General features: G+C 65.9%; 18 protein-coding genes. 11 read left to right on the forward strand and 7 right to left on the reverse strand.

All coding sequences use genetic code 11. The features are described 5' to 3' along the window. The first annotated feature begins 1 nt into the window (after window position 1). The 5 genes from V2B31_RS04925 (at window position 2) to V2B31_RS04945 (ending at window position 5302) form a co-directional block, all read left to right on the forward strand. The gene (locus V2B31_RS04925; protein WP_328275957.1) at window positions 2-1009 is read left to right on the forward strand and encodes a cell envelope biogenesis protein TolA; all 1008 of its coding nucleotides are present in this window, start codon (window positions 2-4) and stop codon (window positions 1007-1009) included. Next, complete coding sequence (tolB, locus tag V2B31_RS04930; RefSeq protein ID WP_328275961.1) at window positions 1006-2340, forward strand: Tol-Pal system beta propeller repeat protein TolB; 1335 nt, start codon at window positions 1006-1008, stop codon at window positions 2338-2340. The genes V2B31_RS04925 and tolB overlap by 4 nt, the downstream gene beginning before the upstream one ends. A 94-nt stretch (window positions 2341-2434) precedes the next feature. After that, window positions 2435-2953: a peptidoglycan-associated lipoprotein Pal gene (gene pal, locus V2B31_RS04935; RefSeq protein ID WP_328275963.1), complete on the forward strand. Its 519-nt coding sequence runs from the start codon at window positions 2435-2437 to the stop codon at window positions 2951-2953. 74 nt (window positions 2954-3027) lie between these two features. Beyond that, a complete protein-coding gene (locus V2B31_RS04940; RefSeq protein WP_328275966.1) occupies window positions 3028-4212 on the forward strand; it encodes an SGNH/GDSL hydrolase family protein in 1185 nt (394 codons plus the stop codon). Window positions 4213-4255: 43 nt separating this feature from the next. After that, on the forward strand, window positions 4256-5302 hold the full coding sequence (locus tag V2B31_RS04945; protein WP_328275971.1) for a LacI family DNA-binding transcriptional regulator: 1047 nt from the start codon (window positions 4256-4258) through the stop codon (window positions 5300-5302). A 21-nt stretch (window positions 5303-5323) separates the two neighbouring features. Here the strand turns inward: V2B31_RS04945 and V2B31_RS04950 are convergent, their stop codons facing one another. Then, window positions 5324-5881 (reverse strand): hypothetical protein, encoded by a 558-nt coding sequence (locus V2B31_RS04950; protein WP_328275973.1) that lies wholly within the window; start codon window positions 5879-5881, stop codon window positions 5324-5326. 67 nt (window positions 5882-5948) lie between these two features. Further along, complete coding sequence (gene purD, locus V2B31_RS04955; RefSeq protein ID WP_328276100.1) at window positions 5949-7226, reverse strand: phosphoribosylamine--glycine ligase; 1278 nt, start codon at window positions 7224-7226, stop codon at window positions 5949-5951. Between the two features lie 7 nt (window positions 7227-7233). Between purD and xseA the strand changes: the two genes are divergently transcribed. The 4 genes from xseA to V2B31_RS04975 all read left to right on the forward strand — a co-directional run bounded on the left by xseA (window position 7234) and on the right by V2B31_RS04975 (window position 12947). Further along, a complete protein-coding gene (gene xseA, locus V2B31_RS04960) occupies window positions 7234-8724 on the forward strand; it encodes an exodeoxyribonuclease VII large subunit (RefSeq protein WP_328275976.1) in 1491 nt (496 codons plus the stop codon). A 19-nt stretch (window positions 8725-8743) separates the two neighbouring features. Continuing rightward, the gene (locus V2B31_RS04965; protein ID WP_328275979.1) at window positions 8744-8953 is read left to right on the forward strand and encodes a DUF2093 domain-containing protein; all 210 of its coding nucleotides are present in this window, start codon (window positions 8744-8746) and stop codon (window positions 8951-8953) included. Next, a complete protein-coding gene (locus V2B31_RS04970) occupies window positions 8953-9789 on the forward strand; it encodes a M23 family metallopeptidase (protein WP_422247132.1) in 837 nt (278 codons plus the stop codon). The genes V2B31_RS04965 and V2B31_RS04970 overlap by 1 nt, the downstream gene beginning before the upstream one ends. Window positions 9790-10076: 287 nt before the next feature. Next, the gene (locus V2B31_RS04975; protein WP_328275982.1) at window positions 10077-12947 is read left to right on the forward strand and encodes a TonB-dependent receptor plug domain-containing protein; all 2871 of its coding nucleotides are present in this window, start codon (window positions 10077-10079) and stop codon (window positions 12945-12947) included. A gap of 61 nt (window positions 12948-13008) precedes the next feature. Here V2B31_RS04975 and V2B31_RS04980 read toward each other — a convergent pair whose 3' ends face one another. The 4 genes from V2B31_RS04980 to V2B31_RS04995 form a co-directional block, all read right to left on the reverse strand. Beyond that, entirely contained in the window at window positions 13009-14127 is a 1119-nt protein-coding gene (locus tag V2B31_RS04980; protein ID WP_328275987.1) for a membrane dipeptidase, read from the reverse strand. Between the two features lie 70 nt (window positions 14128-14197). Next, complete coding sequence (clpB, locus tag V2B31_RS04985) at window positions 14198-16777, reverse strand: ATP-dependent chaperone ClpB (protein ID WP_328275991.1); 2580 nt, start codon at window positions 16775-16777, stop codon at window positions 14198-14200. Window positions 16778-16864: 87 nt separating this feature from the next. Continuing rightward, window positions 16865-18073, reverse strand: a complete 1209-nt coding sequence (locus V2B31_RS04990; protein ID WP_328275996.1) for a hypothetical protein — start codon at window positions 18071-18073, stop codon at window positions 16865-16867. A gap of 97 nt (window positions 18074-18170) precedes the next feature. Beyond that, window positions 18171-19952, reverse strand: coding sequence for a hypothetical protein (locus tag V2B31_RS04995; RefSeq protein WP_328275999.1), 1782 nt, complete (start codon window positions 19950-19952; stop codon window positions 18171-18173). Between the two features lie 410 nt (window positions 19953-20362). Here V2B31_RS04995 and V2B31_RS05000 point away from each other — a divergent pair, with 410 nt between their 5' ends. Next, window positions 20363-23239: a M16 family metallopeptidase gene (locus tag V2B31_RS05000; RefSeq protein ID WP_328276003.1), complete on the forward strand. Its 2877-nt coding sequence runs from the start codon at window positions 20363-20365 to the stop codon at window positions 23237-23239. A 23-nt stretch (window positions 23240-23262) separates the two neighbouring features. Next, a complete protein-coding gene (locus V2B31_RS05005; protein WP_328276007.1) occupies window positions 23263-23565 on the forward strand; it encodes a hypothetical protein in 303 nt (100 codons plus the stop codon). A gap of 108 nt (window positions 23566-23673) precedes the next feature. On the opposite strand, the gene V2B31_RS05010 is transcribed toward V2B31_RS05005, so the two are convergent. Continuing rightward, window positions 23674-24186 (reverse strand): outer membrane protein assembly factor BamE, encoded by a 513-nt coding sequence (locus tag V2B31_RS05010; RefSeq protein WP_328276104.1) that lies wholly within the window; start codon window positions 24184-24186, stop codon window positions 23674-23676. Window positions 24187-24188 lie beyond the last annotated feature (2 nt).

Genomic DNA, 24188 nt, shown 5'->3' on the forward strand with positions numbered 1-24188 from the left:
TATGGAGCGCGCGGAAAAGATCGGCTTGGGCGTAGCGACGGCGGGGCATGTCCTGCTGTTCGGCCTGCTGTCCGCCGGTTTCCTGGCGTCGCCCAATCCGCTGAAGCTCAAGTCGCCGCCGATGGACGTCAGCCTGGTGGACGAGGTCGCGCTGCAATCCACCGCGCCGCAGGTGTCGACCCAGCCGCCTCCGCCCAGCGTCGCGCCCGAGCAGGGGCCGACCGAAGACGCCAAGCCCGCGCCGGAACCCGAGCCCCAGCCCGAGCCAGCGCCGCCCCCGCCGAAGCCGGCTCCAGCGCCCAAGCCCGCTCCCGCGCCCCCGCCCAAGAAGGTCGAGCCGCCCAAGCCGCAGGAAAAGCCCGCTCCGGCCAAGAAGGCGGTGGCGAAGGCTCCGGCGAAGCCCAAGCCATCGCCGGAGAAGCCCGCACCCAAGGCGAAACCGACGCCTGAAAAGCCCAAGCCGGCAGCGGCCGCGCCCGCCAAGCCGGCGAAGAGCGAGGCCAAATCCTCGGCCTCCGCCAAGAGCAACAGCAGTAGCAGCAAGGCCACCGCGCCCGCCAAGGCATCGGGCCAAGGCAAGGCCGAGAAGGCGCGCGGGTCGCTGCTGGGCAAGGATTTCCTCAAGGGCATCGACAGCACCGAAGATGCCCCGCGCAAGCCCGCGCCGCCGCCCGCCGCCGCCATGGGGCCGCAGCAGAAGGCGGCGCTGGACGCGGAAATCCGCCGGCAGCTAAAGCCGCACTGGCGGCCGCCTTCGGGCGCGGATGCGGACAAGCTGGTGACATTGCTGGAAGTGCGTCTGGACCAGAATGGCAACATCGTCGGCACGCCGCAGGTGATCGACCAGCAGGGCGTCACCGCGAGCAACCAGCCGCAGGCCAAGCTGCATGCCGAGCGCGCGATCCAGGCCGTGAAGCTGGCATCGCCGTTCCGCAATCTGCCGGGTGAATTTTACGACCAATGGAAATGGCTGCGGCCACTCCGCTTTGACGCGAGGCTGAACCGATGAAGACCCCCTTGTTGCGCCGCCTGCTCGTGGCGACCGCCGCGTTGTCCGCCTTTCTGGCCGCACCCGCCCTGGCGCAGCTGTCGGTCGACGTCACCGGCGATATCGACAGCAACCTCAAGATCGCGGTGCCCGCCCTCCCCGCGCAGCAGGATGTCGATACGCCGGCGGGCACCGCGTCCGACCTTGGCCGCAAGATCGCCGAGGTGATAGCGGCGGACCTCAAAGGCTCGGGCCTGTTCGACCCGTTGGGACCGGGCGGGATGCCGGGGATCGCCTTCCCCGAAGTCACCAACCCGGTCTATGACAAATGGGGCGCATACCAGGCGCTGGCGCAGGGCTTCGTTCGCACGACCGGGGGCGAGGCGGACATCACCGTCGGCTGCTATCTCTACGACGTGGCGCTGAAGCAGGAACTGACGCGGCAGGGCTATGTCGTCGCGCCGCGCGACTGGCGGCGGGCGGCGCATAAATGCGCCGACGCCATCTATGCGCGCTTGTCGGGCGAAAGTCCCTTCTTCGACAGCCGCATCGCCTATATCGCCGAGAGCGGCCCCAAGGGGAACCGCACCAAACGGCTCGCCATCATGGATTCGGACGGGGCGAACCACCGCTTCATCACCAACGGCCAGTCGATCGCGCTGACCCCGCGCTGGTCGCCCGATTACAAGTCGATCGTCTATGTCAGCTATCTGGGGAGCCGGGTGCGCCTCTACGTTTATGACTATGGCAGCGGACAGCAGCGGCTGGTGACGGAAAGCAACAACCCGACCTTCGCGCCGCGCTGGTCGCCCGATGGGCGCAGCATCCTCTTCTCCATGGCGGTGGCCGGCAACACCGATATCTATCGCGTCGGCGCGAGCGGCGGGGCGCCGGTGCGGCTGACCACTTCGCCCGGCATCGACGTGGGCGGCAGTTACTCGCCCGACGGCAGCCGAATCGTGTTCGAGAGCGACCGCTCGGGCGGGCAGCAACTCTACGTCATGAACGCCGACGGATCGAACCAGCAGCGGATCAGCCATGGCGGCGGGCGCTATGCGACGCCCGAATGGTCGCCGCGCGGCGACCTCATAGCCTTCACCAAGCTGTCGGGCGATTTCAAGATCGCGGTGATGACACCGAGCGGCGACAATGAGCGCATCCTGACCAATGGCTGGCAGGACGAGCAGCCGACCTGGTCGCCCAACGGCCGCGTCCTCCAATTCTTCCGCACGACGCCGGGCCGACAGGGCAGCAGCCAGGTGTGGCAGGTGGACCTGACCGGCGTGAACGAGCGGCGCATACCGACCCCCTTGAGCGGCTCCGACCCGGCCTGGGGTCCGTTGCTGCCTTGAGGGCCGAGGGAACCACTTCGTCTTGACAGCGTAACGAACTTCACGAACCATGACCTGTCTTCGCGGGTGGGCAGACGAGATAAAGGAGACCCCGATGAAATTGTCCCGGACCCTCATCATGGCGAGCGCCATGATCGCGCTGGCGGCTTGCTCGAAGAAGCCGCCGGCCGACCTGCCGCCGCCGCCCGCCGGATCGGGAACCGGCGCGACGGTCCCAAGCGGCCCCGCGACGCCCGCCGGCCCGCGCAAGGGCAGCCAGGAGGATTTCGTCGCGTCGGTCGCGTCCGACCGTATCTTCTTCGGCCTCGACCAATATGACATCGATGCCGAGGATCAGGCGACGCTCCAGAGCCAGGCGGCCTGGTTGCAGCAGAACCCGTCGGTGCGCGTGACGATCGAGGGCCATGCCGACGAGCGCGGCACCCGCGATTATAATATCGCGCTTGGCGAGCGCCGGGCCAATGCGGCCAAGAATTATCTCGCCTCGCTCGGCATCGATCCGGGCCGGATCACCACGGTAAGCTATGGCAAGGAACGGCCGGCCGCGCTGGGATCGGACGAAGCGGCCTGGGCGCAGAATCGCCGCGCGGTGACCGTTACCATTCAATATTGAGGGATCGGCAAGCGCCGCTAAAAGAAGCCCGCCGGTCGCCTATGACCGGCGGGCTTCTTTGTAGGAGAATAAGGATGCGGACGGGCGTGATCGGCGCGGCTCTGGTGCTGGCTCTGGGCGCTGCGCCGGCGCTGGCGGAGGGCTGGTCGCGCAGCTGGATGGCCGCGCCGCAGGTCGCGAGCGGCCCTGCGGAGAAGCGCCCGAACCTGAGCGATCGGACCGTCCGGCAGGTGGTGCGGATCAGCAGCGGCGGCCAGCGCATCCGCCTGCGCCTCTCCAACGAAATGTCGATCCAGCCGCTGGAGCTGGGCGCGGTGCATGTCGCGCTGGCGGGGGAGAATGGCGCGATCGTGCCGGGGTCCGACCATGTCGTTACCTTCGACGGGCAGCGGGATGCGCTGATCCCCGCACGCGCGCCGCTGTTGAGCGACCCGATCGCGATGCCGGTCAGGCCACTGACGCATGTCACGGTCAGCATCCACCTGCCGCGCGGCGCGCCCGATGCGACGGTCCACAGCTATTCGGCCGCCACCGGCTGGACCGCGCCGGGCGCCCAGACGGCGGCAGTGCGAATGACGGGCGAGAGCCGGATCGAACCGCGCCTGATCCTGACCGCCGTCGAGGTCGAGAATCGCAAGCCCGGCACCACGATCGTCACGCTGGGCGATTCGATCACCGACGGGGTGCGCGCGACCCCCGACAGCAATCGCCGCTGGCCCGACCTGCTAGCGGAGCGGTTGCAGAAGGCCGGGCGGACATCGGTCGGCGTCGCCAATGCCGGGATCAGCGCCAACCGGCTGCTGTCCGACGGCGCGGGCTATAATGCGCTGGCGCGGTTCGACAGCGATGTGCTGGCGGTGCCCGGCGTCACCCACGTCGTGATATTGGAAGGGGTGAACGACCTCGGCAATGCGGCGCGCGCCGGGCAGATGCTGCGGCCCGAGGCGCTGATCGGCGCATACCGCCAGATGATCGCGCGGGCACATGACCGGGGCGTAAAGGTGATCCTCGCCACGATCCTGCCCTATAAGGGCGCGGGCTATTGGAGCGAACCGGGCGAGACGGCGCGCATGGCCGTCAACCACTGGATCAGGACCAGCCGGGAAGCGGACGGCTTTGTCGATCTCGACAAGGCGGTCGCCGATCCGGACGATCCCGCGCGCATGGCGAAGCCCTATGATGTGGGCGACGCGCTCCACCCCAATGACGCGGGCTTCAAGGCGATGGCCGACGCCTTCGACCTGCGCTTGTTCCGCTGAGCCGGCGGCTTTCCTTCGCGCGAAAAGCGGTTACGACAAGGGCATGGACAAGAACCAGAACGGCAAGGCGCCGACGATCAGGGATGTGGCGGCGAAGGCGGGCGTGTCGGTGATGACGGCGTCGCGCGCGGTGAACGGCAAGGCTCTGGTGAGCGCCAAGGCGCAGCGCGCGGTCGAGCAGGCGGTCAAGGATCTCGGCTATGTCCCCAATGCCTCGGCCCGCGCGCTGGCCGGCAATGTCGATCGGCGGGTGGCGCTGCTGCACAGCAATTCGACCACATCGGCTTATCTCGGCGAACTGCTGCTGGGCGCCCTGGGCGAAGCGCCGCAGCGGCACCTGCATATGGTGGTCGAGCAATGCGCGCCCGGCGCCTATGCCGAGGAGATTGTCGAGCAGGTGGCGCAAGCGCATGTCGCCGGCGTCATCCTGCCGCCGCCGCTGTGCGACTGGGCCGAACTGGTCGACGCGCTCCATGCCCGCGACATCGCGGTCGTGGCGGTCGCCCCGGACCAGGACGGGGGCGAGATGCTTAGCGTCGGCACCGACGACCGTCATGCCGCCTATGACCTGACCCGACACCTTATCGAACTGGGGCATCAGCGGATCGGCTTCATCGCCGGCAATCCGCGCCACCGATCAAGCGCACGGCGGCTCCAGGGTTTCCGCGATGCGATGGCGAGCCATGAACTGGCAGTGGACGAGGCGCTGATCGTGGCGGGCGACTATAGCTATCGATCCGGGCTGGACGCGGCCGAGCGGCTGATGACGCTGAGCCAGCGCCCGACCGCGATCTTCGCCTGCAATGACGACATGGCCGCCGCCGCGATCACGGTCGCGCATCAGCGGCGGATCAACGTGCCGGCGGAAATCAGCATTTGCGGCTTTGACGACACGCCGCTCGCCAGCGCGATCTGGCCGGCGCTGACCACCATCCGCCAGCCGATCCGCGACATGAGCCGCGAGGCGATCGGCCTGCTGGCGATGCGCTTCCGCAGCCAGGACGAAGGCGCGCACGGGATCGTCGGCAAGGTGAAGCTGGATTATCAGCTGATCCGCCGCCAGTCCGACGCGGTGCCCGCGCGCCATTGAGGCGGGCACGGCGTTCGTTGCTCAGACCTTGCCGTATTTCGCTTCGAAGCCCGCAATGTCGCCTGCGGCCAGATATTTGGCCTGATCGACCCATTGGTCGCGCACCGGGCGGCCCTTGAAATTGCCGAGGCGGGCGTCGATCGCGGCGATGTCGCTGTCCGACCAGGCGGCGATCTGGGCATAGCGCGTGACGCCGAGTTCGATCAGCAGCGCCTTGAGCTTGGGGCCGACGCCCTTCAGGCGGAGCAGGTCGTCGGGCTGCTCCGGGGCGGCGGTGACGGCCGGCGAAGCGGGGATCGGTTCGGAGGCCGGCTGAGGCGCGGCCGGCATCTCGGGCTCGGCCGGAACCAGGACGGGCGCCGGCGGAACGGCCTCGGGCGCCGCGACGACGGCCGTGGGCTGGGGGGCGGCCGCGACGGGGACGGCCTCGGGCGGGAGCGGTGCGACCTCGGCAGGGGCCGGCGGAGCGTCGGTGGCGGGTTCCGCCTTGCTGCGTCCCGACAGGAGGAAGACCAGAGCGATCACCACGAGCAGGCCGATCAGCAGCCACAGCCCATAGTCCATGAAGAATTCCTGCATCGCCCGCCGTCTCCCCTGATGATGATTGGAGGCATTTAAGGACGGACAGCGCCGCGCCGCAAGAGCCTCATGCCGTTTCGCGGGCGACCTCGCGCCAGCCGATATCGCGGCGGCAGAAGCCCGATGGGAAATCGATCGCATCGACGGCCGCATAGGCGGCCGCCTGGGCGGCGCTGACGCTGTCGCCGGTCGCGGTGACGTTCAGCACCCGGCCGCCACTGGCAACCAGTGCCCCGTTCCGATCAGCGGTGCCGGCGTGAAAGACTCTGGCCCCCTGCGCTTCTGCCGCCTTGATGCCAGCGATCGTGCCGCCCTTTTCCGGCGTGCCGGGATAGCCCTTCGCCGCCATGACGACCGTCAACGCCGTGCGGTCGGCCAGCGCCACAGGCCCTTGCTCCGCCAGCCGCCCTTGCGCCACGGCCAGCAGCAGCTCGACCAGATCGCCGTCGAAGCGCATCATCAGCACCTGGCATTCCGGGTCGCCGAAGCGGGCATTATATTCGATCAGCTTGGGGCCTGCGTCGGTCAGCATCAGCCCGGCATAGAGCACGCCCGAATAGGGCGTCCCCTCCGCCGCCATCGTTTCGACCGTGGGGCGGATGATAGTGTCGATGACCTGCGCTTCCATTTCGGCGGTCAGCACGCGCGCCGGGCTATAGGCGCCCATGCCGCCGGTATTGGGACCGATGTCGCCGTCCCCTACCCGTTTATGATCCTGCGCCGACCCGAAGGGCAGGATGGCGGTGCCGTCGGTCAGGGCGAAGAAACTCGCTTCCTCGCCGGTCATAAACTCTTCCAGCACCACTTCCTCGCCCGCCGCGCCGAACGCGCCGGAGAACATGGAGTCGAGCGCGTCGAGCGCCTGCTCGCGGGTTTCGGCGATGATGACGCCCTTGCCCGCAGCCAACCCGTCCGCCTTGATGACGACGGGCAGCGCGAAATCGTCGAGCGCGGCGATCGCGCCATCCTTGCTGGTGACGCGGACATAGGCGGCGGTGGGGATGTTCGCGCGCTTGCACAGATCCTTGGTGAAGCCCTTGGACCCTTCGAGCTGCGCGGCCTTCTTGTTGGGGCCGAACACCGGCACCCCCATCGTGCGGAGATTGTCGGCGAGGCCGTCGACCAGCGGCGCTTCCGGCCCGATCACGACCAGGCCGATCGAGTGGCGCGTGCAGAAATCGAGCACCGCGCGATGATCCGTGGCGTCAAGGTCGACCAGTTGCGCATGCTGGGCTATGCCGGGATTGCCCGGCGCGGCATAGAGGGTCGAAAGCCGGGGCGATTGCGCCAGCTTCCACGCCAGCGCATGTTCGCGGCCGCCGCCGCCCAGCAGAAGGATGTTCATCTCGCCCATGTCCCCGGAATATGACGCCTATGACAGTTCGGGCCGCCTGTTAGCCGAGGAGCGCGCCGGCGACAACGCGCCGCCGCTGACCGTCAGCGAATTGTCGGCGTCGCTCAAACGCACGGTTGAGGACCGGTTCGGCCATGTCCGGCTGCGCGGCGAGATTTCGGGGTATAAGCGGGCGGCGTCGGGGCATCTCTATCTTTGTCTCAAGGACGACAACGCCGTCATCGACGGGGTGATGTGGAAGGGCGGGGCGCAGCGCCTCGCCTTTGCCGCGCAGGACGGGGTGGAGGTGATCGCCACCGGCAAGCTCACCACCTATCCCGGCCGCTCCAAATATCAGATCGTGATCGAGCGGATGGAGCTGGCGGGCGAAGGCGCGCTGATGGCGCTGCTGGAGAAGCTCAAGGCCAAGCTGGCGGCCGAGGGGCTGTTCGCGTCGGAGCGGAAGAAGCCGCTGCCCTTCCTGCCGCGCACCATCGGCGTGGTGACATCGCCCACCGGCGCGGTGATCCGCGACATATTGCATCGCCTGTCGGATCGCTGCCCGACCGACGTGCTGGTCTGGCCCGTGCTGGTGCAGGGAGCCGGCGCGGCGGAGCAGGTGGCGCGGGCGGTGCGCGGCTTTTCGGCGATGGACGGCAGCGGCCCTTTGCGCCGGCCCGATCTGGTGATCGTCGCGCGCGGCGGCGGATCGATCGAGGATCTGTGGAGCTTCAACGAGGAGATCGTCGTCCGCGCCGTGGCCGACTGCACCATCCCGATCATCTCGGCGGTGGGGCATGAGACCGACACGACTTTGTGCGACCACGCCGCCGATCGCCGCGCGCCGACCCCCACCGCCGCCGCCGAGATGGCGGTGCCGGTGCGCGCGGAGCTGCTGGCGGGACTTACCGAAATGGGCCTGCGGTCGGGGCGGGCGGTGCGGCGCAGCGCGGCGCAGGCGCGCGAACGGCTGGAGATGCAGGCGCGGCTGATGCCGACGCCCGACACGCTGCTGAGCCCCCAGCGGCAGCGGCTCGACCAGCTATCGGACGCGCTGGCAGGGGGGCTGCGCCACCGGCTGGCGGAGGCACGCGCGCATCTGAGCGAGGCCGGCGCGGCGCTGCGCCCGCCCTTGCTGCGGCAGCATCTCCATCGCGCGACCGAGCGGCTGGACCGGTTGCGGCTGCGGCCCGACTATCTGACGCGGGCGCATCGCGACTGCGCCACCGCCTTCGACCGGGTGGCGCGCCATTTCGCCTCGCTCGATCCCGACCTGCCGCTGCAGCGCGGCTATGCGCGGGTAATGGCGGGCGGGCACCTCGTCGCGTCGGTCGATGCCGCCCGGACGGCGGGCGACGTGGTGCTGCATTTCCGCGACGGGACGGTCGGGGCGCGGGTGGGCGACGCCGCGCCACCGCTTGAGACACTGGCTGCGCCCGCTATATCTCCTCCCCGTCCGGCGCGCAGGGCTCGCGGTCCCGAAGAGGGGCAGCAGGATCTGTTCTCCTGACGCGCAGAAAGGCCGCCTCATGCTGATGTCCAATAGCGACCGGATCGCCCGGCTCCATTATATGCCCTACAGCTTCCGCGTGTTGCAGGCGGGCGACCATGTGCTCTGCGCGGTGACGGGGCAGAGGATCGCGCTAGACCATCTGCGCTACTGGAGCATCGCGCGGCAGGAAGCCTATGCCAGCGCCGAGGCGTCGGTCGAGGCGGAGCGCCGAGCGGCACGCGGTTGATGCGGAACGGGGTTGTCGCCGTTCTGCTCTGTGCGGCGGCGGGTGGCGCGATGGCGCAAGCGCCGGTCGCGCGCGACTTTCGCCTCGAAGGCCGCGCGGTGCAGGGCGGGGTGATGCTGGGGACTGCGCCGGCCGGCACGGCCGCGCTGAGCCTGGGCGGGCAGCCGGTGCCGATGGACGCGGACGGGCGCTTTCTGATCGCCTTCGATCGCGACGCCGCGCCGGTGGCGCTGCTCAGCGCGCGCACGAACGACGGGCAGGTTATCGAGCGGATGCTGGATGTCGGCCCGCGCGCCTGGCGGATCGAGCGGATCAATGCGCCGCTTCGGCCGACGAAGGACAGCGCGGCCTTTCTGGCGCTGCGCCAGCCCGAACTGGCGGCAATCGCGGCGGCGCGGGCGACGGTGACGCAGGCGCAAGGGTGGCGGCAGCGCTTCGTCTGGCCTAGCATCGGGCGGATTTCGGGGCTGTTCGGGGCGCAGCGCGTCTATCAGGGGGTGCCGGGCGCCTATCATGGCGGGGTCGATGTCGCCGGCGCGACGGGAACGCCGGTGGTCGCGCCGGCCGACGGCGTGGTCATCCTGGCGGCAGCCGACAAGCCTTTCACGCTGGAAGGCCATCTGCTGATGATCGACCATGGCCATGGCCTCAACAGCGCCTTCCTGCATCTGTCGCGGATCGACGTGAAGGTGGGGGAAGCGGTGCGGCAGGGCCAGCGCATCGGCGCGATCGGGGCAACGGGCCGCGCCACCGGGCCGCATCTCCACTGGGGGATGAAATGGAACGACGCGCGGATCGATCCGCTGCTGGTAGCGGGGGGGATGCCGGCGGGTTAGGGGTTCGCTGATATACTGGCGACTTGCCACCACATCCCCGATGTCGCTAAGCCGTTATTAATTGTAATAATATTGCAACAGCCTGACGTTCTCTCGAGACCAATGTGGTATTTATGCTACATGGTCGATTAAAAGATGCTCTCGTCCCTCTGTCTGGCTTTACACCGCCGATGAGCCCGCGCAGTTTCCGGCGATCCTTATGGGGGGATCGCTGTCGGGCACCATATCCCTTCATACGGCCATCGAAAGGCAGAGATCTGCCGAACTCCAGAGCAAGGGACTGGAACGTGACAATATTTTCAAACAAGGCAATGCTGTTTGCCGGCGTTGCCCCGGCGATGCTTGGCGCATCGCTCATCGCCGGCCAGGCGATGGCGCAGGAACCCCCTCAGGCAGCCGATGCTGACGCTGCTGAAACAATCGTTGTTACTGGCTCGCGCATCGCGCGTCCCGACCTCAGCGCATCTGTGCCGGTCGCGGTCGTCAGTCAGGAGCAGATCACTCAGGCCGGCGCTGCCAACATTCAGGACGTGCTTGCCGACCTGCCTGCCGTTGGACAAAATATCAGCCGCACCTCGTCGAATTTTTCGACTACAGGTAACGGCGTAGCGACGGTGAACCTTCGCAACCTGGGTTCTTCTCGCACGCTGGTTCTCGTCAACGGACGGCGATTCGTGGCCGGGCTTCCGGGCACGTCCATCGTCGACCTCAACACCATCCCCACCGACCTCATCAAGCAGGTTCAGGTTGTTACCGGCGGTGCATCGGCCGTCTACGGCTCGGAAGCCATTTCGGGCGTGGTTAACTTCATTCTTGACGACAAGTTCGAAGGCCTGCGGTTTCACGGGCAGAACACGCTCAGCGACGAAGGCGATGCCGGACGTTATCTGGCGACCGTCACCGGTGGCATCTCCTTTGGCGGAGGTCGCGGGCATATCGTCGTCAACGGCAGCTATGATCGGGACAAAGGCTTGCGGTCGAAGGATCGCGACTATTCCGACACTGACATCCCTAACCGCAGTTCCTTCGCCTCCCAGGGCCTCTTCAGCCCCAGTGGCACGTTCGCGACGGGGCCCAGCACCTTCACCTTCGGACCGGGCAATGTGCTGAAATCCTATCAGGGCGCCAACATCGACGGGTATAACCGGAACCAGGACCGCTATCTTGGGCTTCCGGTTGAGCGTTACCTAGCGACCGGTCTAGCGAGCTATGAACTGACCGACAACGTAACTCTGTTCAGCGAAGTGACCTACGCCAAGAGCAAGTCGCGCTCGCGGCTGGAGCCGCAAGCAGTCGCCAATACCGATCTGACCAACGCCGATGGCAGCGGCTATGAAGGCATTCCGATCACCAACCCGTTCATCCCGACCGCGATCCGCGATGCTATGGTGGCGGCTGGTGTGACGTCTTTGCCCTTCCGCCGTCGCTCAAACGATATTTTCGACCGCAGCAACAAGAATGATCGTGAGACTTGGCGCGTCGTTGGCGGCCTGCGGGGCACTGTCGCAGAAAAGTTCAATTACGAACTTTACTACACCCACGGCGAAACGAAGGACTATACCCGCTCGGGAACGATCCTCGGCCCGCAATATGTGAACGCCCTCAACGCCGTAGCCGGCCCCAATGGCCCGGTCTGCAGCATCAACGTGGATGCCGACCCGTCTAATAACGATCCTGCCTGCGTTCCGATCAACATATTTGGGGCGAACACTGCCTCGGCCGCCGCTGCCGCCTATGTAACCAATAATGGCCAGCTGTCGACGTACCGGGCGAAGGTGAAGCAGGATGTGTTTTCCGCCTCGGTCTCGGGCGAATTGTTCGAACTTCCTGGTGGTGCGCTCAGCATCGCGACCGGTTTTGAATATCGTCGGGAGTCGAGCACCGAGGATTTCGACGAGGCAACTAACCTTGGCCTTACGCTGGGCAATCTTCTGACCGACACGCGCGGCAAATATAATGTCAAGGAAGGCTTCATCGAAGTTCTCGCGCCGATCCTTTCGGAGCGCCCCTTCTTCCATTATCTGGGACTTGAAGGCGCTGTCCGCTACGCCGATTACTCGACGGTCGGCGGCGTCTGGAGCTGGAAGGCGGGTGGCGAATGGGCCCCTGTTCCTGACCTGCGATTCCGCGGCATCTACTCCGAAGCAACCCGCGCGCCCAACATCTCCGAACTGTTCTCTGCGCAGAGCGAGACCTTCCCGGCGGTTGTCGATCCGTGCGACCAGTCGGAAGGCAATGGCGATGGGGCTCCGATAAGCATTCCTGCCGCTTCGCTGCCAGCAGCCTGTCGCGCCAATCCCGCCATCGCCGCAGCTGCGGCCGCTGGCGGTTTCACCTACACGACGGCGCAAATTCAAACGATCAACGGCTTCGTGGGCGGTAACCCGGACCTCACCGAGGAAACCGCTAAGACGTTGACGCTGGGTGCAGTTTTCACGCCGAGCTTCCTGCGCGGTTTGAATATCACCGTCGATTATTACCGTATCAAGGTGAAGGACGCGATCGGTATCATCGGGCAGCAGACGTCGCTGGATGAGTGCATCACCGGTGGCGGCGAAGCACTGTTCTGCGACAATATCACGCGCGATGCGACCGGCCGCGTTACTCAAGTCGACGCCTTCAACCTGAACACTGGTTCGTTCCTCGTTTCGGGTATCGATACCCAGGTTGGCTACACCGCCAGGTTTGGGGAGTCGGGCAAGTTCGATCTGACGGCCCGATGGACGCATCTGCTCAAGCAGGAGCAGACCTCCTTCCCCGGCGGTCCCACGCAGAAGGAAGTCGGTCAGCTCGATTGCTATAGCTGCGGTCGTCTCGGCACTGGCTTCCGTGACAAGGTGAACGTCTCGGCGACGGTCGGCGTGAACAATGTTTCGCTCAACTGGCGCGTGAACTATCTGTCGTCGGTCCGCGATGACATCACCGATCCGGATGCCACTCGCACTGGTGCTTACTGGTACCACGATGCCCAGCTCCGGTTCGGACTGGACGAGAAGAAGACTTACGAATTCTATCTCGGCGTGGATAACGTCTTCGACAAGAAGCCGCCGGTGTTTGGCGACACCAACCCGGTGACCTTCCCGGGCACTCAGACGTCGGCGAACACATACGATCTCTATGGCCGTATGTTCTACGCAGGTGTTGATTTCCGCTTCTGATTCATCAAAAGGCGAATGGGTAAAAAGAAAGGCGGCTCCTAAGGAGCCGCCTTTTTTGTCATCAACCAAGCACGTCGGTCAGAACCCGTCGCCAGTTTTCCCCCATTATTTTGTCGCATTCCCTTGGTGAGAAGCCAGCGGCGTCGAGCGCGCGAGCGATCGATGCCATCCGATCGATCCTGTTCAGTTCGGGGATGACGACATGCTCGGGTGTCCATTCGAAGCCGGCAATCCCCAACCCGCGCATCGCGCGCCACCAGGCGAGATATTCTTTCACCCCCTCCCTATTGTCGTTGTTCAGCTTAGCTAGGTTGGGCTGTCCAGCCATGGGAAAGTCGTTCGAAATCCCGACCGCCTCCACGCCTGCGATGTTCACGACATGACGTATCTGAGCGATCAGATGCTCGACGGCTGGGACGGACGCGCGAGTCAGCCAGAAGCTCATCATGAAAATGCCCATCATGCCGCCTTTATCGGCGATGGCGCGAATGACTGCGTCCGAAGCGCAGCGAGGATGATCGACAATTGCCTTGCAAGCGCCGTGCGAAAGAAGAATCGGTGTCGTGCTGCGTTGGGCAGCTTCAAGCATCGTCGGTTCAGAGCCATGCGAAACGTCTGGGACGATGCCGACCCGATTCATCTCCGCTAGTCCTTCAATGCCGAGCGGCGTCAGCCCGCTCCATCGGCTTTCCAAAGCCCCGCCAGCGAAGAGATTATCATTGTGGTGCGTGAACTGAAGGACGCGCAAGCCTCGTCGATGAAAATCCGCAATGCGGGAAATATCTTTGCCGACCGGCTCGCAGGACTGGAACTGAAGAAAGATCGCGCAACCGCTTTTGCGGCCGATGTCGGACCCTCGGTAAGCGATGTAGGCATAGGGGCTGGACGCGAGACGAGCGACGGCAGCGTCCAATGCAGCGCTGCATTTCGCAAAGGTGCGAAGATAGCGCGGAACGCCCCCCGCATCGCGCACCTCTTCGACTTCTGACACGTCGCACACCATGCCATTTAGGCCCGCCCGTTGGATGTCCGCCAAGTCCTCCGGCAGAAAACTGAGGCCATCCATGTAGGAGCGGGGCTTGGGCGGCGTCACCGTGGCGCATCCTCCCGCAGCAAACGCCATGCTGCTTGCCGCGAGGAATGATCTGCGGGTCAGGCTGTTGAAAGCGGTTGACGACATGTTGAAGCTCCCCAATGGAAAGAGCGAGCCTACCGCTTAAGTGCAATTTTGCCAGCAGTCTCGCTGCCGATCACACCACCTCCAACCGCAACGCTCCATCCCCATCCTCGACCCGCACCGTTGCCCCGTCAGGCACTTCGCCGCGCAGGATGAGGTCGGCGAGGGGGTCTTGCAGGTAGCGCTGCACCGCGCGCTTCAGCGGGCGCGCGCCATAGACCGGGTCGTAGCCGACCCGGCCCAGCCACGCCCGCGCGCCGTCGGTCAGGTCGAGGGTGATCTTGCGGTCCTTCAGCAGCTTGCCGATGCGGGCGACCTGGATGTCGACGATCGGGGCCATGTGCGCCGCGCCCAGGCGGTGGAACAGGATGATCTCGTCCAGCCGGTTGAGGAATTCGGGACGGAAATGGGCGCGGACCACGTCCATCACCTGATCCTCGACCTTCTCGACCGGATCATCGTCGCCCAGCGCGGCGATATATTGGCTCCCAAGGTTGGAGGTCAGCACGATGATCGTGTTGGTGAAATCGACCGTGCGCCCCTGCCCGTCGGTCAGGCGGCCGTCGTCCAGCACCTGGAGCAGGATGTTGAACACGTCGCCATGCGCTTTTTCCACCTCGTCGAAGAGGACGACCTGATAGGGCCGGCGGCGGACGGCTTCGGTCAGCACGCCGCCTTCCTCATAGCCGACATAGCCGGGCGGCGCGCCGATCAGGCGGGCGACCGAGTGCTTCTCCATGAACTCGCTCATGTCGATGCGGACCATCGCGCTGTCGTCGTCGAACAGGAAGCCGGCGAGCGCCTTGGTCAGCTCGGTCTTGCCGACGCCGGTGGGGCCGAGGAACAGGAAGCTGCCGAGCGGACGGTTGGGATCTTGCAGGCCGGCGCGTGACCGGCGGACGGCGGTGGCGACGGCCTTGACTGCATGGGCCTGACCGATCACGCGCTTGCCGAGTTCCGCCTCCATATTCAGCAGCTTCTCGCGCTCGCCCTCCAGCATCCGGTCGACCGGGATGCCGGTCCAGCGGGAGACGACGGCGGCGATGTCTTCCGGCGTCACCTCCTCGCGCAACATCGCGCCTTTGGAGGCGGACTGCGCCTCTTCAAGCTGCTTTTCAAGGCCAGGGATAGTGCCATATTGCAGCTCGCCCGCCTTGGCATATTCGCCGGTGCGCTGCGCCTGCTCCAGCGCCACGCGCGCGGCGTCAAGCTGCTCCTTGAGCCTGGCCTCGCCGGCGATCTTGTCCTTTTCCGCCTGCCAGCGCTGGGTCAGTTCGGCCGACTGCTGCTCCAGATTGGCGAGGTCGGCTTCGAGCGCGGCGAGCCGGTCCTTCGACGCCTGGTCGCTTTCCTTCTTGAGCGCCTCGCGCTCGATCTGGAGCTGCATGATGCGGCGGTCGAGATTCTCGATCTCTTCGGGCTTGCTCTCCACCTCCATGCGGATGCGCGAGGCGGCCTCGTCCATCAGGTCGATCGCCTTGTCGGGCAGGAAGCGGTCGGTGATGTAGCGGTTGCTGAGCGTCGCGGCGGAGACGATCGCGCTGTCGGCGATGCGCACGCCGTGGTGCGTCTCATATTTGTCCTTGATGCCGCGCAGGATCGAGATGGTGTCCTCGACCGTCGGTTCGCCGACGAAGACCGGCTGGAAGCGCCGCTGGAGCGCGGGGTCTTTCTCCACATATTTGCGATATTCGTCGAGCGTGGTCGCGCCGATGCAGTGCAGTTCGCCGCGCGCGAGGGCGGGTTTCAGCAGGTTGCCAGCGTCCATCGCGCCTTCGGACTTGCCCGCGCCGATCAGCGTGTGCATCTCGTCGATGAAGAGGATGATCTGGCCGTCCGCGCCCTTCACCTCGTCCAGCACGCCCTTCAAGCGTTCTTCGAACTCGCCGCGATATTTGGCGCCGGCGATGAGCGACCCCATGTCGAGCGCCATGAGCGTGCGGTCCTTGAGCGTATCGGGCACGTCGCCATGGGCAATGCGGAGCGCCAGCCCCTCGGCGATGGCGGTCTTGCCGACGCCGGGTTCGCCGATGAGGACGGGGTTGTTCTTCGTGCGGCGGGCGAGGATCTGGATGGTGCGGCGGATTTCCTCGTCGCGACCGATGACCGGATCGAGCTTGCCCTCGCGTGCAGCGGTGGTGAGATCGCGGGCGAATTTCTTGAGCGCGTCGTAGCGATCCTCCGCGCCCGCCGTGTCGGCGGTGCGGCCGCCGCGTAAGCTATTGATGGCGGCGTTGAGCGCGTCGGGCTTCACCCCGGCGGCGGCGAGCGCCTTGCCCGCCGCGGTCGTCGCGGCGAGGGTGAGCGCGAGCAGCAGCCGCTCGACCGTGACGAAGCTGTCGCCCGCCTTCTGCGCCACCTGCTCGGCGGTATCGAGGACGCGCACGGCGTCATTGTCGAGCCCCGGCGTCTGCTGCGCGCCGCTGCCCGAGACGGACGGCACCTTGGCGAGCGCCGCATCGGTTTCGCGCAGTGCAACCTGCGGCGTGCCGCCCGCCGCGCTGATGAGGCCGGATGCCATGCCCTGCTCATCCTCCAGCAGCGCTTTCAGCAGATGCTCCGGGCTGATCCGCTGGTGGCTCATGCGGATGGCAACGGTCTGCGCCGACTGGAGGAAGCCCTTGGCGCGATCGGTGAATTTGTCGAGGTTCATGGCGTCTCACTCTTTCCAGACGCCCAGCATGTAGTGTTGCCGAAAAACAACACAAGGGTGGCGCAGAAATTTGCGCCAGTGGCGGCTTCAGCGGCGTGCCTGAAACTGGCTGAGGAATGTCGTGCCAAAAACGCGATCGTTCATCGCGCCATAGGGATCGAAGGGCTTAACGGCCGCGATGTTGGTGAAGTCGTGACAGCCGGTCATATACCAATATTTGCGGGTGGTTTTCGTCCCGTCGCTGGTGGAGATGAGCTGCCGGTAATAACGCTCGCGCGGATTGTCCTCGATCTCGCCGGCGTGGAAATGCGGGGTAATCTGGCCAGCGATGGTCGCGGGTTTCGTGCAGCCGGGGGTGGTGTAGGCTTTGCGCGCCTGTCCCATCACATCCTTGCGCGCGTCTTCCGCCGACCAGTTTTCCCATCGGGTGACAAAGCCATATTCGCGGGTGAGGTAGGCATGTTCCGACCCTTGCGAGCCGCCAGGCGCATCCTTGGTCGGGCCGACGCGGGTGAAGGGGATTTGCAGGAGTGTGTCGAGCGTCATGGTCGGGCGATCCTTCGATCCATATTGGAAGTCGATCCGCTTCCAGAACTGGATCGAGGGCGTCGGCGCGCGCTGCCCCCCGGGCGCAAGCCCCGCCGCGCCGGCGAAGTCAGGCCGGGGCGACTTAACGGTACGGCGCCCGAATATGCCCCAGCCGACCTTCCCCTTGGCCGGAATGGCGGCGGGGAAAGCCCAAGCGCCCATGAAGCGGCTCGCACCCGCCTTGCGCGGATCGGCAAAAGCCGGGCCGGTGGTGAGAAACCAGCTATTATGGTGATGCGCCCCGATAAGACTCGCGCCCTCGGGGCCGATCGCAAGCAGGGTAGCGGTATCGCGGGCGTCGAAGCGGTTATACTGGCATGGCTGACCGACTGGGGGGTAATCCGTCCAGCCGGCAACCAGCGTATAGCGCCGCCCGCGCTCATCCGAGCCCGCCGTCCTGAGCGGCAAGGCGAAGCGTTGGGACTGCATAGCGGCGGCGCAGCCCTTTGCGCCCGGCAGCGGAAAATCGGCGTGGCGATAATAGAGGAGATCGCCCGGCCGAATGTCGCGCTGCCGCCCGCCGGGACATCGGGGCGGAATGCCGGCGATCGCGCGATCATTGCCGTCGACGCAGACATTCATCAGCATATAGTCGGCGATAGTGCCGGCCGCGCTGGAGGGGGGCGCCGCCCCAACGCCCGGACCGGACTGGGCTAGTCCAAGGAACAGCAGCAACGCGCCCGAGCGCGTCAGCACAACATGATTCATCCGATCGTCTCCCGCAAGCCGGTCAGCGTGGGCAACGCTCCCTGTTACCGCCTGTTCCGGGAACGGGCGATGAACGGCGGGGCGACTGAGGCGTCGGTCAGAACCCGCCCACTAGCGGATGGCCGCCCGGCATCGCTTCGCTGCCGGTATAATCGAACGACCCGCACGGCAACCCGGCATCCTCCAGATTGACGATGCGAACGCCTCCTTCCGCCCGCAGCGTCAGAAGCGTGGCGAGCAGCGAGTTCTGGTCGATCCACCAGGCGGAGTTGCGGTCCTTGAGCGCGCGGCCGAGATGGCGGCGCATGTCCCGCGCGATCTGCTCGGCGGCGTGGCGGCCAGCCGGCGTGGCGAGCAGCAGGACGGCGGCGGCATTGACCTGCCCCCAGGGAACCAGCCGGGGATAGCGGAAGAATTTGTCGCGCGGACGGCCATAACAGCCGAGCAGGCGGACCTTGTCATAGACGCGCAGACCGAGATCTGCTTCGGCGAACAGCGGAGACTTGAGGAAATTGTTCGCATTTGCGCGGAACAGAACGTCAATGTCGGTCAGCACGACCCGATCGGCGACATAGGTGAGGAAATCGGGCGCGCGCAGGAAGCGCATGCTGGCATAATAGGTCGGGATCGGGAAGATCGGCACTTCGCTGCTGAAAGAGACGTTGCGTTCCCCGCTCAGCAGCCTCTTGAACGCCTGGCGCGCCTGACGATGGGTGGGCGCGGCGATATGGAAGTGAAGCCTGATCCGCCCGCCCTTCTCACGGGCGGATTTCAGATAGTTCGCAGCGTAGCGCTCGAAATATTTCAAGTCCGCACAGCATACAAAGGCGTGGTCGGTACGATTGACGTTGGTGAAGTCGGTGTCGGGGCGGAGAAGCGGGGCTTCATCCTCTTCGGAAAGGCCGGCGAAAAAGCTGGATGCGCCGGTCTTCGCAAGTTCTGCCGACTTCTCGACCGCACCGGCGAATTGCGCTTCCGCGTCGGCGATGCGGCCCTGAAGGAAGGCGACGAGGCCGCGCAGGAAGTCCGCTGCGCCACCACGCTCCTTCGCGATCATCGACGCGATTTCTTCCAGCAGAGGATCGCGGAATGCGGCGTCGCGCCAGAAGCGCTGGGTCCAGGACGCGATGTCCAGCAGATGCTTGGCCCCCGCCCTGGTCGGCGTGTCCCGGCAAAACGCACGGAAGCCGTCAACGATACGATCCTTGACCGCCTCGCACCCGTCGAACGCGACCGTGAACGTCTCCTTCGACTGGGCGAGCGCCCGTGCGCCGGCATGGCCGTTCGCTTCAAGAAATTCGGTCACTTCTTCCGCCGTGGGCGGCGCGCCGGCCGACCGGCTGGCGGCGCGCACCCGCGCGTCGAAGACGAAGCGATAAATCGCCGACTGCAGTTCGGGCTTTTCGTGCAGGTCGAGCTTTTCAAGCATCCCGTTGATGCGGTTGACGACCGCGTCGGCGCGCTTCCGGGACAGGAGCCGTCCGACAATCAGGACGATGTCATGCGCCGCATTTTCATCCGTCTCGGTACGGAGAATCGCAAGCCGAAGCGCGGCGATCAGCTGGTTGGCAGCGACGAGCCGGTAGGTGCGAACCCGCTTGGCAAGATCGGGAGAGCCAAGCCGGGCGATCTTTTCCAAGTGCTGGTAAAGGCCCGGCACATCGTCCTGCTTGCGGGCGATGCCCCGTCCGGGCGCAGTGACGATCATGCGCGCGAGATCACCGCTCAACGCAATGGCGCGGGCGCGCTCCGCACCGTTGCCCGTGCGGGCGGCGGCGAGAAGCGACGGCACCGCCGCCGTCACATCGCCCTCAGCTATAGCGAGCTGGGTGAGCGCCATAGCACGGCCTGCCTGATAGGTGCGGCCGCGGACGCGCATGACTTGCTTGCGAGCCGAATGAATTTCGGCCGTGCGCGGGTTGCGCTTGGTATGCTCGCCCGTGAGCCGGTCGACCCGTGCGAACAAATCCCCAACAATATTATCCAGCAAGCGTAAGCCCCCGTATATCCGAGAATATCCGATGACCTCTCCAGCGATTTATGCAGGCTTTTTGTCGGCACTTGGGCCGATCAAGAAGAACTATCGTTAGAATGTTTCATCTGCACTACAGAGTCAATTAACTTATCCAAGTTGATTGATGTTATACGGAATGCGGTGGAGCATGGACTCCCTCGGCCCATCACGCCCCCTTTATCCGTATTGCGCCGCTACCACGCCCCGCTATGGTGATGGCAGATGCGGCGCGTCCGTGCCGCTGGTCCATACGCTCATTCGCAGAAGGCCGTTCCATGATCCTGTCTCGCCTGTCGCGCCGCCTGACCCTGCTGGCCGGCCTGTCCGCTATCGCTCTGACGCCCGCTCCTGCGCTGGCGCAGGCCGCTGCAACCGCCACCGCCGCGCCTGCCCCGCTTTCCAGCCTCGTGTCGAAAGTGGACATTCCCTATGAGGAGTTCCGCCTTCCAAACGGGCTGCGCGTTATCGTCCATACCGACCGCAAGGCGCCGATCGTCGCCGTGTCGGTCTGGTATCATGTCGGGTCGCGGCACGAGCCGGCGGGCAAGACCGGGTTCGCGCATCTGTTCGAGCATCTGATGTTCTACGGCTCGGAAAATGCCGATGGCCCCTTCTTCGGCCGGCTGGAGGATATCGGCGCGACCGACTGGAACGGGACGACCTGGTTCGACCGCACCAATTATTTCGAGACGGTGCCGACCGGCGCGCTCGACCGGGCGCTGTTCCTCGAGTCCGACCGGATGGGGCATCTGCTGGGCGCAGTGACTCAGGTGAAGCTCGATACCCAGCGCGGGGTCGTGCAGAACGAAAAGCGGATGGGCGAGAATGAGCCCTATGGGCTGGTCGAATATGCCCAGCTCGCCGCGCTACTGCCGGAGGGCCACCCCTATCGCCACTCGACCATCGGGTCGATGGCGGACCTCAACGCCGCCAGCCTCGCCGACGTGCAGAGCTGGTTCAAGACGCATTATGGCCCCAACAATGCCGTGCTGGTGCTGGCCGGCGATATCGACGTGGCGACGGCGAAGGCGAAGGTCGAGAAGTGGTTCGGCAATATCCCCGCCGGCCCCGCGCCGCAGGATGTCGATGCGACCGTGCCGACGCTGGCGAAGGACGCCGAGGTGACGATGCACGACAATGTCGCCGCTACCCGCCTCTACCGCAACTGGATCGTGCCGGGGCTGAATTCGCCCGAACTGCCACAGCTCGACCTGGCGCTGTCGATCTTCGGCGGTCTCGCCTCCTCGCGTCTCGACACCATATTGGTGCGCGACGAGAAGGTGGCGGTGGCAGTCAAGGCGGCGATGCTGCCGTTCGAAAAGCTCAGCATGGTCGAGATCACGGTGGACGTGAAGCCAGGCGTGGACCCGGTCGCGGTGGGCAAGCGGCTGGACCAGCTGCTCGCCGACTATCTCGCCAAGGGGCCGACCGCCGACGAGGTGCTGCGCGCCGCGACGCAACAGGCGTCGGGCACGATTTCGGGGCTGGAGAAGGTGGGCGGCTTTTCGGGCAAGGCAGTGACGTTGGCCGAAGGCGCGGTCTATTCCAACGATCCCGAGAAATATAAGAAAGACCTGGCCATCTACGCCGCCGCGACGCCCGCGACGGTGAGCGCGGCGGCGCGAAAATGGCTGGGTCGGCCGGTGCTGCGGCTGACCGTGTCGCCGGGCGAGCGGAGCGCGGCGGACAATGCGCTGGCGGGCAATGCGAAGGGAGCGACGCACCATCCCGCCTATTTCCAGCAGCCGGGTTCCCCTGCTCCGGCGGCGGGCAGCCCCCCTGCCCCGACCAAGATCGCCGAGCCGCCGATCGAGCCGGTCAAGGATCTGGACTTCCCAGATGTCGAGCGGGCGACGCTGAAGAGCGGGATCAAGGTCGTGTTCGCGCGGCGCACCGCGGTGCCGACGGTGCGGGTCTCGGTCGGCTTCGACGCGGGCAATGCGGCCGATGACAAGGCGAAGCTGGGGACGGCGGGGCTGACCACCGCGCTGCTCGATGAAGGCACGACGAGCCGGACGGGCAAGCAGATCGCTGAGGAACAGGAACGGCTGGGCGCGACGATCAGCGCCGCCAACAGCATGGACCGCACGACGGTCGGCCTGTTCGCGCTCAAGCCCAATCTGGATGCGTCGCTGGGGCTGCTGGCCGACGTGATCCGCAACCCGGCGTTCAAGCCCGAGGAGGTCGAGCGGCTGCGCGGGCAGATACTGACCCGGATCAAGGCGGAAAAGACCGAGCCGATGGCGATCGCGCAGCGGATGCTGCCGCCCTTGCTCTTCGGGCAGGCGCATCCCTACGGCATTCCCTTCACCGGCTCCGGCACCGAGACCGGGGTCAAGGCGGTGACGCGGGCTGACCTTACCGGCTTCCACGACAAGTGGCTGCGGCCCGACAATGCCACCATCTTCGCGGCGGGCGACACGACGCTGGCCGAACTGATGCCGCTGCTCGAAAAGCGCTTCGGCGACTGGAAGGCGCCGGCGGCGGCCAAGGGCGTCAAGACCTTCCGCAAGGACCGGATGGCGCGGCCGGCGCGGATCGTCCTCATCGACAAGCCGCAAAGCCCGCAGTCGATGATCCTCGCCGGGCTGCTGACCGACAAGAAGGGCACCGACAATCCGGTGACGCTCCAGACCGCCAACGAGGTGCTGGGCGGCTCCACCTCCTCGCGGCTCATCATGGACCTGCGCGAGACCAAGGGCTGGGCCTATTATGCCGGGACCGCGCTGCCCGGCGTCAAGGACACGATCCCGCTGCTGGTCTACGCCCCGGTGCAGACCGACAAGACGGGCGAATCGATCCTGGCGGCGCGCAAGGACATCAGCGACTATCTGACCACGAAGGGCACGACCGAGGCCGAGCGCAACCAGACAATCAACAGCCAGATCCTCTCGCTGCCCGGCAGTTTCGAGACGTCGTCGGAGCTGCTGTCGGCGATGATGCGCAACGACCTGATCGGGCGGCCCGACGATTATTATGAGACGCTGCCCAAGACCTATCGCGCCATGACCGCCGCCGATCTGGACAAGGCGGCGCGCGAGGCGATCAATCCCGACCGGCTGATCTGGGTGGTGGTGGGCGACGCCAAGCTGGTGCGGCCGCAGCTTGACGCGGTGGGGCTGCCGGTGGAAACGGGCACGCTCGCCGATTGACGGAAGCGTAAAGGAGATTCGAGATGGCTACAGTGGATGGCGCTTATGATTGCGTGGCCAAGACGCCGATGGGGGACCAGAAGGGCGTGTTCACCGTCATCAGCAGCGGGGATCGCTTCAACGGCACCTTCGCCGGAATGATGGGGTCGCTCGACGTGGTCGACGGGCAGGTCGCGGGCGACAAGCTGACATGGAAGATGGAAATGACCATGCCGATGCCGATGACGCTGGAGTGCGAGGCGGAGGTTTCGGGCGACAGCATCAGCGGAACGATGCAGCTGGGCGCGTTCGGCGCGTCGGCCTTTTCGGGAACGCGGCGGGCCTGACCGGCCGACAGGCTTTCAAGCCCACGAAAAAGGGCGCTTCGGTCAGGCCGGAGCGCCCTTTTTCAGCCCAAGTGGAACAGCGAGTGGGACAGCTGTTTGCGCATTTACTCAGCTGCCGTTCGGACCGCCGCCATTGGGGCCGGCATTGCCGCCGCCCATGCCACCCGCGCCGACCGCGCCGATATTGCCGAAAATTTCGTCGAACAGGCTGCGATTGCGGCCAAGCGTGGGCGTCTTGTCGCCAGCGGGCGAGATGCGCGCGACCTGTTCCAGCCCCATGCGATCGACCGCGACGACATTGCCGGCGGGATCGAAGCGGACGCGCAGCACGGTCTGCTCGACCGGCTTGGGATTGGCGAAGGCGAGCTGGCGCATGTTGCGCGAGACATAATACCAGTCCTGCTGACCGAATTGCGACACGAAGGTCGGACGGCCCAGCGTGCCTTCCACCGAGGCGCGATTGTCGATGCCGGGCTGGACCGAATCCACCAGCAGCTTGTCGACCTGATAGCCCTGATGCGTGCGGATGCGGGTGCAGGCGGACGTGCCGACCAGCAGCGCGGCCAGGCCGATCGCGATTATCACGCGCCCGCGGCGGTCATGGCGGCTGAACTGGGGCATGA

It is taken from the genome of Sphingobium sp., from assembly GCF_036170395.1.
Classification (GTDB): Bacteria; Pseudomonadota; Alphaproteobacteria; order Sphingomonadales; family Sphingomonadaceae; genus Sphingobium.

Excerpts from the sequence above, each read along its gene's own strand:
- V2B31_RS05005 (WP_328276007.1), top strand. The coding sequence starts at position 23,263 with ATGGCTACAGTGGATGGCGCTTATGATTGCGTGGCCAAGACGCCGATG.
- V2B31_RS04940 (WP_328275966.1), top strand. The coding sequence starts at position 3,028 with ATGCGGACGGGCGTGATCGGCGCGGCTCTGGTGCTGGCTCTGGGCGCT.
- V2B31_RS04965 (WP_328275979.1), top strand. The coding sequence starts at position 8,744 with ATGCTGATGTCCAATAGCGACCGGATCGCCCGGCTCCATTATATGCCC.
- V2B31_RS04970 (WP_422247132.1), top strand. The coding sequence starts at position 8,953 with ATGCGGAACGGGGTTGTCGCCGTTCTGCTCTGTGCGGCGGCGGGTGGC.
- V2B31_RS04925 (WP_328275957.1), top strand. The coding sequence starts at position 2 with ATGGAGCGCGCGGAAAAGATCGGCTTGGGCGTAGCGACGGCGGGGCAT.
- V2B31_RS04995 (WP_328275999.1), bottom strand. The coding sequence starts at position 19,952 with ATGCGCGTCCGCGGCCGCACCTATCAGGCAGGCCGTGCTATGGCGCTC.
- xseA (WP_328275976.1), top strand. The coding sequence starts at position 7,234 with ATGTCCCCGGAATATGACGCCTATGACAGTTCGGGCCGCCTGTTAGCC.
- V2B31_RS04990 (WP_328275996.1), bottom strand. The coding sequence starts at position 18,073 with ATGAATCATGTTGTGCTGACGCGCTCGGGCGCGTTGCTGCTGTTCCTT.
- V2B31_RS05000 (WP_328276003.1), top strand. The coding sequence starts at position 20,363 with ATGATCCTGTCTCGCCTGTCGCGCCGCCTGACCCTGCTGGCCGGCCTG.
- tolB (WP_328275961.1), top strand. The coding sequence starts at position 1,006 with ATGAAGACCCCCTTGTTGCGCCGCCTGCTCGTGGCGACCGCCGCGTTG.
- V2B31_RS04945 (WP_328275971.1), top strand. The coding sequence starts at position 4,256 with ATGGACAAGAACCAGAACGGCAAGGCGCCGACGATCAGGGATGTGGCG.
- pal (WP_328275963.1), top strand. The coding sequence starts at position 2,435 with ATGAAATTGTCCCGGACCCTCATCATGGCGAGCGCCATGATCGCGCTG.
- clpB (WP_328275991.1), bottom strand. The coding sequence starts at position 16,777 with ATGAACCTCGACAAATTCACCGATCGCGCCAAGGGCTTCCTCCAGTCG.
- purD (WP_328276100.1), bottom strand. The coding sequence starts at position 7,226 with ATGAACATCCTTCTGCTGGGCGGCGGCGGCCGCGAACATGCGCTGGCG.
- V2B31_RS04950 (WP_328275973.1), bottom strand. The coding sequence starts at position 5,881 with ATGCAGGAATTCTTCATGGACTATGGGCTGTGGCTGCTGATCGGCCTG.
- V2B31_RS04980 (WP_328275987.1), bottom strand. The coding sequence starts at position 14,127 with ATGTCGTCAACCGCTTTCAACAGCCTGACCCGCAGATCATTCCTCGCG.
- V2B31_RS05010 (WP_328276104.1), bottom strand. The coding sequence starts at position 24,186 with ATGCCCCAGTTCAGCCGCCATGACCGCCGCGGGCGCGTGATAATCGCG.